16 protein-coding genes are annotated in these 12,890 nt (G+C 74.9%); 7 read left to right on the plus strand and 9 right to left on the minus strand.

Features of this window, described 5'->3' with window-relative positions; translation table 11 throughout:
• The first annotated feature begins 66 nt into the window (after positions 1 to 66).
• Positions 67 to 540, plus strand: coding sequence for a hypothetical protein (locus LWC35_RS29230; RefSeq protein WP_232873496.1), 474 nt, complete (start codon positions 67 to 69; stop codon positions 538 to 540).
• 113 nt (positions 541 to 653) lie between these two features.
• On the opposite strand, the gene LWC35_RS29235 is transcribed toward LWC35_RS29230, so the two are convergent.
• The 4 genes from LWC35_RS29235 to LWC35_RS29250 form a co-directional block, all read right to left on the minus strand.
• Positions 654 to 1,118, minus strand: a complete 465-nt coding sequence (locus LWC35_RS29235) for a hypothetical protein (RefSeq protein WP_232873497.1) — start codon at positions 1,116 to 1,118, stop codon at positions 654 to 656.
• An 89-nt stretch (positions 1,119 to 1,207) separates the two neighbouring features.
• Positions 1,208 to 2,263, minus strand: coding sequence for a helix-turn-helix domain-containing protein (locus LWC35_RS29240; RefSeq protein ID WP_232873498.1), 1,056 nt, complete (start codon positions 2,261 to 2,263; stop codon positions 1,208 to 1,210).
• A 66-nt stretch (positions 2,264 to 2,329) separates the two neighbouring features.
• Complete coding sequence (locus LWC35_RS29245) at positions 2,330 to 3,292, minus strand: alpha/beta hydrolase (RefSeq protein WP_232873499.1); 963 nt, start codon at positions 3,290 to 3,292, stop codon at positions 2,330 to 2,332.
• A 55-nt stretch (positions 3,293 to 3,347) separates the two neighbouring features.
• Complete coding sequence (locus LWC35_RS29250) at positions 3,348 to 4,520, minus strand: serine hydrolase domain-containing protein (RefSeq protein WP_232873500.1); 1,173 nt, start codon at positions 4,518 to 4,520, stop codon at positions 3,348 to 3,350.
• 167 nt (positions 4,521 to 4,687) lie between these two features.
• On the opposite strand from LWC35_RS29250, the gene LWC35_RS29255 reads away from it, so the two are divergent.
• Complete coding sequence (locus tag LWC35_RS29255) at positions 4,688 to 5,218, plus strand: GNAT family N-acetyltransferase (protein WP_232873501.1); 531 nt, start codon at positions 4,688 to 4,690, stop codon at positions 5,216 to 5,218.
• On the opposite strand, the gene LWC35_RS29260 is transcribed toward LWC35_RS29255, so the two are convergent.
• Positions 5,215 to 5,763, minus strand: coding sequence for a GNAT family N-acetyltransferase (locus LWC35_RS29260; protein ID WP_232873502.1), 549 nt, complete (start codon positions 5,761 to 5,763; stop codon positions 5,215 to 5,217). The two genes, LWC35_RS29255 and LWC35_RS29260, sit on opposite strands and share 4 nt — an antisense overlap.
• A 195-nt stretch (positions 5,764 to 5,958) precedes the next feature.
• On the opposite strand from LWC35_RS29260, the gene LWC35_RS29265 reads away from it, so the two are divergent.
• Positions 5,959 to 6,384, plus strand: a complete 426-nt coding sequence (locus LWC35_RS29265; protein ID WP_232873503.1) for an ATP-binding protein — start codon at positions 5,959 to 5,961, stop codon at positions 6,382 to 6,384.
• Positions 6,385 to 6,644: 260 nt separating this feature from the next.
• Here LWC35_RS29265 and LWC35_RS29270 read toward each other — a convergent pair whose 3' ends face one another.
• Both LWC35_RS29270 and LWC35_RS29275 read right to left on the minus strand, forming a co-directional pair.
• Positions 6,645 to 8,312 (minus strand): FAD-binding dehydrogenase, encoded by a 1,668-nt coding sequence (locus tag LWC35_RS29270; RefSeq protein ID WP_232873504.1) that lies wholly within the window; start codon positions 8,310 to 8,312, stop codon positions 6,645 to 6,647.
• A gap of 363 nt (positions 8,313 to 8,675) precedes the next feature.
• The gene (locus LWC35_RS29275; RefSeq protein ID WP_232873505.1) at positions 8,676 to 8,897 is read right to left on the minus strand and encodes a hypothetical protein; all 222 of its coding nucleotides are present in this window, start codon (positions 8,895 to 8,897) and stop codon (positions 8,676 to 8,678) included.
• Between the two features lie 261 nt (positions 8,898 to 9,158).
• On the opposite strand from LWC35_RS29275, the gene tatA reads away from it, so the two are divergent.
• A complete protein-coding gene (gene tatA / locus LWC35_RS29280) occupies positions 9,159 to 9,410 on the plus strand; it encodes a Sec-independent protein translocase subunit TatA (RefSeq protein ID WP_232873506.1) in 252 nt (83 codons plus the stop codon).
• On the opposite strand, the gene LWC35_RS29285 is transcribed toward tatA, so the two are convergent.
• A complete protein-coding gene (locus LWC35_RS29285; RefSeq protein ID WP_232873507.1) occupies positions 9,407 to 9,883 on the minus strand; it encodes an NUDIX hydrolase in 477 nt (158 codons plus the stop codon). The two genes, tatA and LWC35_RS29285, sit on opposite strands and share 4 nt — an antisense overlap.
• Positions 9,884 to 9,970: 87 nt before the next feature.
• Between LWC35_RS29285 and LWC35_RS29290 the strand changes: the two genes are divergently transcribed.
• The 3 genes from LWC35_RS29290 to LWC35_RS29300 all read left to right on the plus strand — a co-directional run bounded on the left by LWC35_RS29290 (position 9,971) and on the right by LWC35_RS29300 (position 11,961).
• The gene (locus LWC35_RS29290) at positions 9,971 to 10,408 is read left to right on the plus strand and encodes a hypothetical protein (RefSeq protein ID WP_232873508.1); all 438 of its coding nucleotides are present in this window, start codon (positions 9,971 to 9,973) and stop codon (positions 10,406 to 10,408) included.
• Positions 10,409 to 10,518: 110 nt separating this feature from the next.
• Positions 10,519 to 11,337: a Bax inhibitor-1/YccA family protein gene (locus LWC35_RS29295; protein WP_232873509.1), complete on the plus strand. Its 819-nt coding sequence runs from the start codon at positions 10,519 to 10,521 to the stop codon at positions 11,335 to 11,337.
• Between the two features lie 168 nt (positions 11,338 to 11,505).
• On the plus strand, positions 11,506 to 11,961 hold the full coding sequence (locus LWC35_RS29300) for a pyridoxamine 5'-phosphate oxidase family protein (RefSeq protein ID WP_232873510.1): 456 nt from the start codon (positions 11,506 to 11,508) through the stop codon (positions 11,959 to 11,961).
• Between the two features lie 58 nt (positions 11,962 to 12,019).
• On the opposite strand, the gene shbA is transcribed toward LWC35_RS29300, so the two are convergent.
• On the minus strand, positions 12,020 to 12,673 hold the full coding sequence (shbA, locus tag LWC35_RS29305) for an RNA polymerase sigma factor ShbA (RefSeq protein WP_232873511.1): 654 nt from the start codon (positions 12,671 to 12,673) through the stop codon (positions 12,020 to 12,022).
• Between the last annotated feature and the right edge of the window lie 217 nt (positions 12,674 to 12,890).

Below are 12,890 nucleotides of genomic sequence, written 5' to 3' on the forward strand. Positions count from 1 at the left end.
CGCCGCGATGAGGAACGGGACGTCGTCGAGTCTCTTCCGGCAACAGCGATCGCCAGGAGGACCGAGATGGACGACGCCACCCGCGCCGCGGCGCTGAGGCGACTGGAACCGTTCGTGGGGGAGTGGGAGGCCGAAGCGCGCTTCTCCTTCACCCCCGAACCGATCCGCGGCACCGTCGCCTTCACGTGGGAGCTGGGCGGGCAGTTCCTGCGGCAGCAGACCACGGTCGACCATCCCGCCGCGCCGGGCACCGTCGCGCTGGTGTCCGTGGCCGAGGAGGGCGACGGCCATGACTACGTGCAGCACTACTTCGACTCGCGCGGGGTCGTGCGCGTCTACCGCATGACCCTGCACGACGGCGAGTGGACGCTCCTCCGTGACCGAGCGGACTTCACCGCTCTGCCCTTCGCGCAGCGCTACTCCGGCACCTTCGGCGACGACGGGCGGACGATCGCGGGCGCCTGGGAGCAGTCGCACGACGGCGGCGCGACCTGGGAGCACGACTTCGCCGTCACCTACCGCCGTCTCGACCGCTCGTGAGCTGCCCGAGCTCGAAATACATGGTCAGCACGTCGCCGTCCGTGCCGACCGCGCGACCCACCGCCACGCTCGACACGTTCACGCCCGACGTCGTTCCCGAATCGGTCCGGCGATCAAGGCCCTCCTGGAGCAAGGCGGGCGGCGCAGCGGGCGATCCCCTGCCGGATCATCCGCCCGTACCCGTCGTCGCCGAGGGCGCCGACGGCCTCCTCGGCCCGGTCGAGGTGCTCGCGCGCACGGGCGGGATCGCCGAGGCGGCGGTGGACGTCGGCCAGGTTGAGGTGCAGCGACGGGTAGAAGCCGGCCACGGCGAGGGAAGCGTGGTGCTGCTGTGCCCGGTCGTCGGTGAGCTCGTCGGCGGCCGCGAGTGCGCGGAGGTCCCAGCGCAGCTCCTCGCCGAGGTCCTCCTGCACGTCGGCCGCGTGGTGGGCGAGCGCGCAACGGTGGAGCGGGTCGCCTCGCGGCCCCAGCCGCTCCCAGAGCAGCGCGAACCGCTTCCGCGCCTCCGCCGCCCCACCGGCCTGCCCCAGCTCGACCACCTGCGCGATCTCCGCCATCACCGGGTCCGGTTGCTCCACCGCCGCCCCCCTCGTCCGCGTGCCGGAACCGTACGGCGGAGGACCGACATTCTCGGGCCCGGCGAGCCGCCGACGGGACGAGATCGGCGTCAGCCCGCGGTGGAGGCCGTGTAGGTCGGCGCGGGCAGGTCCAGCACCCGGGAGTTGCGCAGCCGCCAGACCAGGTACGCGATCCCGAGCCGCGTGCGGCCGATGCCGTCGAACGGGTCGAACCCGGCGACCTCGGTGATCGCGTCGAGCCGGGTCTGCAGCGTGCTGTGGTGCACCCCGGCCAGGCGCGCGGCCTGCCGGACCGACCCGGCGCGCACCAGCGCGTCGAGCGTGGCCGGGCCCCAGGCGTGGCCCATGACCTCGTCGAGGGAGTCGACGTCGGGGAGGTCGGCGTCGAGCGGGGCGTCGGCGAGCAGCTCGATCACCCCGCCGTACCAGTCGGCGAGCACGCAGCCCGTGACCGGCGGCGCGCACAACCGCAGCGCAACGACGGCGGTGCGGAACGAGCGGTGCAGGTGCTCCGGTGCGGCCGCGACCCCGATGCCCGACGGGCTCGCGCCACCACGGGCGTGGTCCTGCGGGACGACGAGCGCGTGGATCGGCCCGTAGGGCGTGGGGACGACGTCCTCGGCCCCGGTCGGGTGCTCCGCCCACACCGCGAAGAGCGGCGCGGCGAGCACGCGGTACCGCACCCCCGGGGCGAGGTGCAGGCGTGCCGCGGCGGTGCGGCGTTCCTCGACCGGGACGGTCCGGTCGAGCAGCAGGCCCAGCTCGCGGCGGTTGTCCACGTCCCGCCGCCCCCGTCCGTGCCGGATCCGGAGGGCGAGCGCGAGCCGCTCGAGGATGATCGTGTCGTTGGCGTGGGCGGGTCCCGCGCGCTCCAGCCACACCGTGAGGCCGTCGCAGGAGATCGACGAGTCCGGCGGCGGCAGCGCCCGTCCCTCGGCGATCTCGCCCTTCGGGGTGACCCGGACGGACCGGGCCGGCAGGTCCTGGCGGAAGCCGGCGGTGCAGCCCGCGAGCGAGGCGGCGGCGCTGAGCAGGCCGCGGGTGTTGACGTTGCCGACGACCAGCTCGTCGAAGCAGGCGATGACCCGCAGGCTCACACTCGCCTGGGGATCGAGGGCGGAGATGCGGCCCAGCAGCTCCTGCACCGACCACCTCACCACGTCGCTCCGAGGGGCCGAGTGTAGTGGCCCAGGTCACCGTCGAGCACCCGGTCAGTCGGACAGGATCTTCTCCACCCACGCGTTCCGGGTGCGGATCATGCCGCGGGCGAGCGCGGTGTGCGGGGCGAAGATGTCGAAGGCGTGGAAGCCGCCCGCCCAGACGTGCAGCTCGGCGTCGCCACCCGCGGCCCAGATCCGGTCGGCGTAGCCGATCGCCTCGTCGCGGAAGATCTCCGCGGCCCCGACGTCGACGAACGCCGGTGGCAGCCCGCACAGGTCCGTGGCGCGGGCGGGCGCGGCGTAGGGCGAGACGTCCGGGCCGCCGCAGGCCTCGCCGAGCAGCGCGGTCCATCCCGTCTCGTTGCTGACCCGGTCCCAGACGCCGACGCCGTCGAACTGACGGGTCGACGGGGTGACGCCGCGGTCGTCGAGCATCGGGTAGTCGAGCACCTGCCCGCAGAGCGCCGGCCCGCCCCGGTCGCGGGCGGCCAGGGCCGTCCCGGCCGCGAGGCCGCCGCCGGAGCTGGCGCCGGCGACCATGAGCCGGTCGCGCCGGATCCCGAGCACCTCGGCGCTCGCGGCGACCCACTCGAGCGCCGCGTAGCAGTCCTCGCGCGGGAACGGGTCGGGGAACTCCGGGGCCAGCCGGTACTCGACGGTCACCAGCACCGCCCCCAGCCCGTCGACCCAGTCCAGCACGAGGTCCGCCCCGCTGAACCGGTCGCCGAACATCAGCCCGCCGGAGTGCGCGAAGAGCACCCCGGGCCGCGGGGTGTCGATCCCCGCCGGCCGCAGGACCGAGACCGCGAGCGGGTCGCCGCCGTGGCCCGCGATCACGTGGTCGCGCCGCTCGATCGCCCGTCCCCGCAGCGTCTCCTCGATCGGCGGCGACGCGTACGAGCGCCGCATGAAGGCGATCAGGTCCGGTGTGATCGTCGGCGGGAAGACCCCGCCGACCACGGCCAGGCCGGCCTTCAGCTCCGGGTCGAACTCCGGTCGGGCGACCGTCGTCACCGCACCCCCTCCGCAGGGCCCGCCGCGGCCGGCGCACCGGCCGCGGTGGGCGCTCTCACAGGCTGGCGTAGAGCGCGGACTCGAAGTCCCCGTAGAGCTTCCAGGCCTCGTTCTCCGTGATGAACGGGAGCGAGTTGGTGTAGATCGAGGCGCAGACGCCGCTGGCCCGGTCGACGAAGAAGTGGGTGTTGAACAGCCCGGCCCACGCCCCCGTGCCGGCCCGCCGGCGCCCCGGGACGTCCTCCGTGTTCAGGAGCAGCCCCAGGCCCCACTTGAACCCCGGCCCGGCGCGCAGGGTGTCGGTGATCGGCGGGTCGGCCGTCGGGATCTCCGCGGGGAAGTCCAGGTCGCCGATCTGGTTGGTGAAGGCCGCGTCGACGGTCTGCTCGGCGAGGATCCGGGTGCCGTCGAGCTCGCCGCCGCGCAGCAGGGCGCGCTCGAAGCGGATGTAGTCGCGTGGGGTCGAGTAGAGACCGTGGCCGCCGGCCCACCAGTCGGGCTGCTGCGGCAGCAGCTCGCCGGCCGAGGCCCAGTTCCCGTCCTCGCCCCGGACGTGCACGGTCACGCAGTTCTCGCGGCGGCCCTCGTCGAGCAGGAACATGGTGTCGTCCATGCCGAGCGGACCGGTGATGTTCTCCTTGATCACCACGTCCAGGCCGGTGCCGGCGACGGCCTCGACGACCTTGCCGAGCCAGTCCGTGTTGATCCCGTAGACGAACCGTGTACCGGGGTCGGCGACCAACGGCGCCTTGAACGCCGCGGCCCCACCCAGGACGTTCGGCAGGCCCGTGACCTTCTGGTACCTGTCGAGCGCCTCGTTCCAGAACCAGTACCCGAGGCCCGACGTGTGCGTGACCAGCTGCTTCACGGTGGCCCGGCTGCCGGCCGGGCGCAGCTTGGGGGTGTCGCCGTCGAAGCCCTCGAGGACCTGGATCTCGGCGAACTCCGGGCAGTAGGTGTCGACGGGCGCGTCGAGCTCCAGCTCGCCCCGCTCGACCTGCTGCAGGGCCGCCGTCGTCGCGACGATCTTGGTCATCGACATGATCCGGAACTGGGTGGAGGTCGAGACCTCGTCGCTGCTCTCCCCGACGACACGGGGCCCGGCCCCGCCCTCGTAGAGGATCCCGTCGCGGTCCGCCGCGATGGCGGCGACGTGCGGCACCGCGCCGGTCTCGACCGCCTCCCGCAGGACCCGGTCGATGGCGCTTCCGTCGATGGCAGTGGTCATGCTGAGCTCCGTCGGTCGACATGGGGGGACCGCGCCCGTCGAGGCGCGCGGAGGTGATCGTGCCGACCCGCCGCGCGCCGCGGTACCGACGATCATCCGCAGCTTCGGGGGCGGCGCCCGCCATTCGGCGGGGTCGTTCTCGCGCTGTGGGGGAGGACCATCACGGGGTGGTCGGGATCCGGCCCGCCGAGCCCGCCGACGCCGGGGCGATCGCGCGGGTGGTGGTGGAGTCGTGGCGCAGCGCCTACCGGGACCTCCTGCCGACGGCCGTCCTCGCCGGCCTGTCCGTCGACGACCGGGAGGAGTTCTGGCGGGGGATCGTCGGGGCGCCCTCGCCCGGCGCTGTCGTGCTCGTCGCGGAGGACGGCCCGGTCGTGGGGTTCGTGGTGGTCCGGTCCCGGCCGGGCGTCCCGGACGTCGGCGAGCTCATGGCCCTCTACGTCGCCCCGTCGCAGTGGCGCCGCACGATCGGCACGCTGCTGCACAACGCGGCCGTCGAGCACCTCGCCCGGCAGGGCTGCACGCGGGCGGAGCTGTGGGTCCTCGCCGGCAACGAGCGCGCCACGGCGTTCTACCGCGCCCGTGGGTGGGTCGCGGACGGGCGGCGGCAGGTGGAGGAGCGGCCCGACGGCTTCGTGCTGCCCGAGCAGGGGATGACCCTCGAGGTCCGCGGGCCGGCCCGGCGGCTGGAGTACTAGACCGTCGCCCCGTTCCACCGGATCTCGCCGTCCGGCCACTCCTCCTGCGTGACGGGCAGGACGAGGGTGGTCGTGGTGATCTCGTCGACGAACGGGCGTGGCTCCGTGGTGTCGTCGGGCGAGTACAGGGCGCGGCGCGGGGAGAGCCGGCGCCAGCCGCCCCGCTCGTAGAACGGCACGTGGTGCTCGGCGCACATGAGGATGCCGAAGGGCACGGCGAGCTCGCCGAGGAAGGCCCGCACCCGGTCGAGCAGGGCCAGTCCGACGCCCTGCCGCTGCAGGCCGGGGCGCACGGCCACCAGCCCCACCGCCGCGGCCAGCTGGTCCGTGCCGCCGACCTGGAGGAAGCGCCGCAGCACACCGGCGTGCGCGGCAGCCCCCTCGCCGTCCCAGCCCAGGACCCGGGCCTCCGGCCGCGCGGAGGACCACGTCCGCACCCCGCCGTAGAGCTGGGGCAGGTGCGCGTAGGCCGCCCGGAGGAGGGCCGCGAGCTCGGCGTGCTCCCGCATGCTGATCCGGCCCTCGCGACACGCACTCCACTGCACGTCCCGACCCTCGCAGACATCGCCGCCGACGGCCCGGTGGAGCCGGTGCCCGGGCCGGTGGCCCTGCGTGCGGACGAGGGGCCGGACCGGGCCCGGACGGGACCCCGGGGCCCGGGCGGAGGTCCTCCGTCCACGGATCGGGGGGCGTGCTCCACCGGACGCGTGGACGACGGCCGAACGGGGTACAGCCGCACCATGACGACGGTCGAGGTGGACGAGAGGACGGACGTGGCCGGGCACCGCGTGGACGGCCCGCGGCCGGCCTCGCTCGTCGCCGCGTTCCGCGACGCCACCTGTCTACCCGGGTTGCGTGCGTGGCTGCGGGAGCAGCTGGCACCCGCGGACGCTCTGCTCGACGCCGAGCTGGTGTGCACCGAGCTCGTGACCAACGCCGTCGAACACGCGGGCGGCCCCCGGCGGCTGCGGGTCACCGTGCTCGATCGCGTCCGGATGCGCATCGAGGTCGACGACGCCGGTGCGGGCGACCCGCTGACGGTGGGCGAGTCCCGCCTCGGCGCGCACCGCGGCCGGGGTCTCACGATCGTCAACGCCGTCGCGCGCTGGGGCGTCCGCCGCACCCGCACCGGCAAGACGGTCTGGGCCACGCTCGAGCTGGCCTGAGAGGCAATCCGGAAGATCTACGGAATTCCGGCACGCCGTTTCCGTTCCGGCGCGACCGGGTAGCCGAAACGTGATCGTCGTGGTCCAGACTCGGCGACGGCACCGTGTCGTCGGGGGTCGGGTGCCGACGACGAGCACGATCTACCTCGCGCGCGCAACTGGGGAGCTACGCGCGCACCCCCGGAGGTACGCGGTCCGGCCGGCTCGACGGCGGCCGGGCCGCACCCCGTGCTCGTACCCCCCGGCCGGTCCTCCCGGGCTCAGGCGGTGTCGCGGGCGGCCGCCCGCCCGGCGCCCCGGCCGCCGAACAGGCAGCCACCCAGGAAGGTGCCCTCCAGCGAGCGGTAGCCGTGCACGCCGCCGCCACCGAAACCCGCCACCTCGCCGGCCGCGAACAGCCCCGGCACGGGCGTGCCCGCGCCGTCGAGCACCCGGCCGGACAGGTCGGTCTGCAGGCCGCCGAGCGTCTTGCGGGTCAGCACGTGGAGCTTCACGCCGATCAGCGGGCCCGCCGCCGGGTCCAGGATCCGGTGCGGGGCGGCCGTGCGGCCCAACCGGTCGCCGCGGTAGCGCCGGGCGTTGTGGATGGCGCCGACCTGCAGGTCCTTGGTGAACGGGTTGGTCATCTCGCGGTCGCGGGCCACGATCTGCCGCTCGATCGCGGCCGCGTCGAGCAGCGGCTCGGCGGTCAGCTTGTTCATCCCGTCGACCAGCTCGGCCAGCGTCGCGGCGACGACGAAGTCCTCGCCGCGCTCCTTGAACGCCTCGACGGGCGCGGGCGCGCCCGGGCGGATCCGGCCGAGGGTCGCCCGGACGTCCTTCGCGGTGAGGTCCGGGTTCTGCTCCGAGCCCGAGAGCGCGAACTCCTTCTCGATGATCTTCTGGGTCAGCACGAACCACGAGTGGTCGTACCCGGTGGCGCGCAGCGTCTCCAGCGTGCCGAGGGTGTCGAAGCCGGGGAAGTTCGGCGCGGGCAGCCGCCGCCCGGTCGCGTCGAGCCAGATCGACGACGGCCCCGGCAGGATCCGGATCCCGTGCCCCGCCCAGATCGGGGTGTGGTTGCGGATGCCCTCGGTGTAGTGCCACATCCGGTCGCGGTTGACGAGCCGCCCGCCCGCCGCCTCGGTGATGGCCAGCATCCGCCCGTCGACGTGGGCGGGGACGCCGGTGACCATGTCCTCCGGAGGGGTGCCGAGGCGGGCCGGCCAGTTCGCGCGGACCAGGTCGTGGTTCGCGCCGATGCCGCCCGACGTGACGACGACCGCCTGGGCCCGCAGCTCGAAGGTCCCGGTCTCGACGCGTGAGCTGGCCTCCCCGCGCGCGGCGGGGCTGGGCTCGAGCACGGCGCCCGACACGCCGTCGACCACCCCGCCGGTGCGCGTCAGTGCGTCGACCCGGTGGCGGAACCGGAGCTCGACGAGCCCGGCGCGTTCGGCGTCGCGTACCGCGGTCGCGAACGGTTCGACCAGGCCCGGCCCCGTCCCCCAGGTGACGTGGAAGCGCGGGACGGAGTTGCCGTGCCCGTCGGCGAGGTGGCCGCCGCGCTCCGCCCAGCCCACGAGCGGGAACCAGCGCACGCCGAGCCGGTGCAGCCAGGCGCGCTTCTCGCCGGACGCGAAGTCGACGTAGGCGGTGGCCCACTGCCGGGCCCAGAAGTCCTCGCCGGCCGGGTCGTCGACGTCGCGGTCGAAACCCGCGCTGCCCAGCCAGTCCTGCAGGGCCAGCTCGGCGGAGTCCCGGATCCCCATCCGGCGCTGCTCGGGGGAGTCGACGAGGAACAGCCCGCCGAACGACCAGAACGCCTGGCCGCCCAGGTTCGTCTCCGGTTCCTGGTCCACGAGCACGACCCTGCGGCCCGCGGCCGCGAGCTCGGCGGTCGCGACGAGGCCGGCCAGCCCGGCCCCCACGACGATCACGTCGGCGTTCACGGGTCCAGCCTGGCCCCCGCCGCTCCCGCCGGCAAACCGGACATCTCACACCTCCTCGCAGTATGCCCGCGGGGCCGAGTGGACCGGCGGCTCCTACGCCTTCCTCGACCTCACCGCGCTCGGAGCGGGAGGAGCCGAGGGGCCGCTCCCCGGCGGCGCGACGCACCGGCCCGAACCTCGCGGACTGAGCGTTCTCATCGATTCGACGGAAGTTCGTCCGCTCCCCGTAACACCGGTCCCTCACCACACGAGGTATGGGCACACCGCGTGTTGCTGGGGAGCGAACACGCGCTGCCGGGCGCCGCGGTCCGGAACCCTCGGGAGGACCGCGGCGCCCCACTTCCGCCCGGCTCCCGGGCTCCGCTACCGGGCCGGCCGGTCCTTCTCCGTGGTCCGCGCGGCGAGCGGTCCCCTCGAGCGGCGCTGCAGCCAACCGCGGGCCCGGTGCAGCGTGCGGCTCGCGGCGTTGGGCCCGCGGCGCTGTTCGATCAGGTCCGCGACCTTGCCCGTCAGCCAGCCGCCGAGCGGGACGGCGATCGCGAGGACCAGCCACAGCCGCAGCCGGCGGGAGAAGAAGGCCCACATCGTGTCCGGTGCTCCCTGAGGGTCGGTGCCCGGGCGGTTCCGCGGGCGGGACCGTGAGGGTAGGGCGCGCGCCGACCGGCCGCACCGCGGAGATCGGTCCCCCTGGTCGCGCGACCGGGGCACGGGGGGTGACCGAAGGGCCCCGAGATCGTTGCAGGGGGAAGAAGGGCGGCCCGCGACGGCCGCGGTCGACGGCGACCGCGACCGGGTCGCCGACCGCGCGGGTCCCCTCCGGCCCGCGCGACACGGAAGGACCACGTCGTGCCGAACCTCGGTGGCTGGGAGATCGTCATCCTCGTCGGTGTGCTGCTGCTCCTCTTCGGGGCGAAGCGGCTGCCGACCATGGCCCGCTCGGTCGGGCAGAGCGCCCGGATCTTCAAGGGCGAGATGCGCGGGCTGCGCGAGGACACCCCCGCGCCGACGGTGAACGCCCAGCCGCCGACCCCGACGGCCGCCCTGCCCGTCGTCGCCGCCGAGACGGACGCCGACAGGGCGAAGGGCCAGGTCGCCTAGAAGCCGAGCACGGCGCTGCGCGCCGGGTCCTCCGACCGCCAGGCCGCCAGCCCGGTCTCCACGAGGGGGACCCGGACGAGGCCCGCGACCTCGTCGAGCGGCACCCAGGCCGCCCGGTCGGTGGACCCGCCGACCTCGTGCCGCAGCTGCCCGCCGACGACGTGGGCGGCGTAGACGATCCGGATGCCGAACATGTCGAGCGGCTCGCCCGCCCGGGTCACGGCGTCCGGGAAGTGCACGGAGTCGACGGTGAGCAGCCGGTCGAGGGCGACCGTGAAGCCGGTCTCCTCCTCGACCTCCCGCACCGCGCCGGCGCGCGGGTCCTCCCCGTGGTGCAGGCCGCCGCCGGGCAGCGTCCACTCGGGGCCGCGCGGGCCGGTCCGGCGGGCGAGCAGCACCTGCCCGTCCTCGACGCAGACCGCGTAGGCGGCGGGGCGGACGAGCCGGCGGGGCGCGGGTTCGGGGTGCGGCACCGGGCGAACCTAGCGCGCGTGCCGCGAGCGCCCCGGCCGCCGCCGCCAAGATCCCTCTGACCTGCGGATCCTCGGTACCGTGGTCGGGTGTCGGCAGACCGTCCGATCGTCCTCGGCGTGCTGGTTTACGTCGTGATCGCCGCCGCGCCGACGCTCCTCATCTGGGCCGTGGCGCGGTTCCTGCCCGTACTGCTCGGGCTGCCCGACCTGCTGCACCGGCTCTTCCGGCGCGCGGGCCCGCCGCGCGCGACCGGGCAGTCCTTCGAGTCGCTGGTCGCCGACCTGCACCGGCTGCGCCGCGAGGTGTGCGGCCGGCAGCCGACCACCCACGTCCGCCGGGTCGCCCTGATGGCCGCCTACGACGACGTCCTCCACGATCTCTGCCGCGCCGTCGGCGTCGCGCGGCCGCCGCTGTGTGAGGTCCCCGAACGCGAGCGGCCCTTCGCCCGGCTGCAGACGGAGGCTGCGATCGAGGCGGCCGGCGTGGTGCTGGACCCGCCGGGCCGGGGCTCCACCGCCGCATGACGCGCCGCTCGCGCCGGTCTGGGTAAAGTCGTCTTTACCGAGCGGGAACCGATCGGCTCCCGCCGGCGTTGACCACGTAGCGCGGCGAGACACGCGACGAGGAGGAACCGGTGCGCACCACCAGCAATCCGGCGTTCCGCAACCTGCCCACGGGGCAGGGCGGCTACGCCACGTTCGACCGCCAGGGCGGCGGCATGATGGGCGGCGGGGCCGCCTACGCCGACTCCCAGGCCGCGCGCGCCGGGTTCGGCCGAGCGGGCGCCGGCGAGCGGCCGCTGACCGTCGACGACGTGGTGATCAAGACCGCGATCACGGGTGGCGTGGCGCTGGTCGCGGGCATCCTGACGGCCTGGTCCGGCCTGTTCGGCCTGGCGCTCCCGGCGATCATCGTCGGCTTCGTCGTGTCGCTGATCGTGATCTTCAAGCAGAGCACGAACCCGTTCCTGGTGTTGCTGTACTCGGCGTCGATGGGTGTCGCGCTCGGCGCGCTCACCGGCGCGCTCGAGTTCTCCGGCACGAACTTCCAGGGCATCGGCTTCCAGGCGATCGTGGGCACCGCCGGCGTGTTCGTCGGCATGCTGATCGTCTACAAGACCGGCGCCGTTCGGGTCACGCCCAAGTTCACGAAGTGGCTGATGGGCGCCTCGATCGGCGTCGTGATCCTGATGCTGGCCAACCTGGTCGTCGGTTTCTTCACCGAGGGCGGTCTGGGCCTGCGCGACGGGTCACCGCTGGCGTACCTGTTCAGCATCGTCTGCATCGGCGTGGCCGCCTTCAGCCTGATGCTGGACTTCGACATGGCCGACCGGGCGGTGAAGGAGGGCGCACCGGCGAAGTTCTCCTGGTACATCGCCTTCGGCCTGATGACCACGCTGGTCTGGCTGTACATCGAGATCCTGCGGCTGCTGAGCTACCTGCGGCAGGACTAGTCGGGCCGCACCGCCGGACCGCCCGGGTCGTCCCCGGGTGACGGCCGGGGTCCCCCTCCACCCGGCCGGGTGGGCGCCGCGGACGGGCCTTCGGGCCGGCCCGCGGCGCTCCCGCGTTCCCGGGCCTTCCTGACGGGAGCTGTCAGGGATCCGCGGGACGCTCGTGTCATGGCCTCCTGGAAGGACGTCGAGGAGCAGGCTCCCGAGCTGGCGGCGCGTGCCCGCCGGCTCTTCGACGCGCACACGCACAAGACCATCGCCACGCTGCGGGCGGACGGCGCGCCGCGGATCTCCGGCATCGAGGCGCAGTTCGAGGCGGGCGAGCTGACGTTCGGGTCGATGCCGGCCTCGCGCAAGGGCGCGGACCTGCGCCGCGACCCGCGGTTCGCCCTGCACAGCACGTCCGTGGACCCGCCCGAGGGCGCCCCGGCGGACTGGGAGGGCGACGCCAAGATCGCGGGGCGCGCCGTGCCGGCCGGCCCGCTGAGCGGTGAGGCCGAGGGCGACGCCTTCCGCGCCGACGTCACCGAGGTCGTGGTGACCTGCCTCAACGAGGCGGCGGACCGGCTCGTCGTCGAGTACTGGCGGGAGGGCTCCGGGGTCCGGCGCGTCGAGCGCGAGTGAGGACGCCGACGGGTTCCGGGCGCGGTGTCGTGCGGCCGGCTGCCGCACGACACCGCGCTCACCCCTCGTTCAGCCAGGTCCTGAGTTTCGCGAGGGCGCGGTGCTGCGCCACCCGCACCGCGCCGGGCGTCGAGCCGACGGCCACGGCGGTCTCCTCCGCGGTCAGCTCGCCGAGCACGCGGAGCACCACGATCTCCCGCTGTTGCGCCGGCAACCTGTCGATCAGCGCCATCAGCTCGGTCATCTGCGCGGAGCCGACGGCGGCGGCCTCCGGGCCGGCCCGCACGTCCGTGGACTCCGGCACGTCGTCGAACGGGTCCGAGCGGTCCCGGGCGGCCGAGCGGTAGGCGTCGGCGACCTTGTTGCGCGCAATGCCGTACGCGAAGGCCATGAACGGCGTCTCCATGTCCCGGTAGCGCGGCAGGGCGGCGCAGAGCGCGATCACCACCTCCTGGGCGACGTCGTCGGGGGTCGCGAGCCCCGGCGCCCGGTTCCCGAGCCGGCCCTGGCAGTAGCGGACCAGCAGCGGGCTCGCGGCGCGCAGCAGGGCGTCCAGGGCGCGGCGGTCGCCGTTCGCCGCGAACCGGGCGAGCTCCGTGAGGCGCGCGTCGAGATCGGCGGCCTGGTCGGTGCGCCGACGGCCGGGGTGCCGGGACGGGGTCCAGGACCCGCGCCCGCCCTCCCCGCGGGACTCGCCCTCGCCCGCGTACACCCGACGCCTGCCTCCTCGGACCTGGGACGGGGGCACGGGACGGGAGGCCCCGCGGCGCCCGGCGGTGGTGGGCGCCGCGGGTGCTCGTGGCCGGGCCTCCGGGCCCGGGCGGGGAGCGCGGCGACGGCGAGCGGCGGCGGCGTGCCCCTCCGGCCGCCACCCGCGTCGGGACCCCGGAATCTAGTCCGAACGGACGGCCTCCGTGCTCCGGAGGGAC

It is taken from the genome of Pseudonocardia kujensis (assembly GCF_021283305.1).
Classification (GTDB): Bacteria; Actinomycetota; Actinomycetes; order Mycobacteriales; family Pseudonocardiaceae; genus Pseudonocardia; species Pseudonocardia kujensis.

Bases quoted from the DNA above. Each gene is read 5' to 3' on its own strand.
- LWC35_RS29265 (WP_232873503.1), top strand. From the start codon at position 5,959: ATGACGACGGTCGAGGTGGACGAGAGGACGGACGTGGCCGGGCACCGC.
- LWC35_RS29250 (WP_232873500.1), bottom strand. From the start codon at position 4,520: ATGACCACTGCCATCGACGGAAGCGCCATCGACCGGGTCCTGCGGGAG.
- LWC35_RS29275 (WP_232873505.1), bottom strand. From the start codon at position 8,897: ATGTGGGCCTTCTTCTCCCGCCGGCTGCGGCTGTGGCTGGTCCTCGCG.
- LWC35_RS29300 (WP_232873510.1), top strand. From the start codon at position 11,506: ATGGCCTCCTGGAAGGACGTCGAGGAGCAGGCTCCCGAGCTGGCGGCG.
- LWC35_RS29230 (WP_232873496.1), top strand. From the start codon at position 67: ATGGACGACGCCACCCGCGCCGCGGCGCTGAGGCGACTGGAACCGTTC.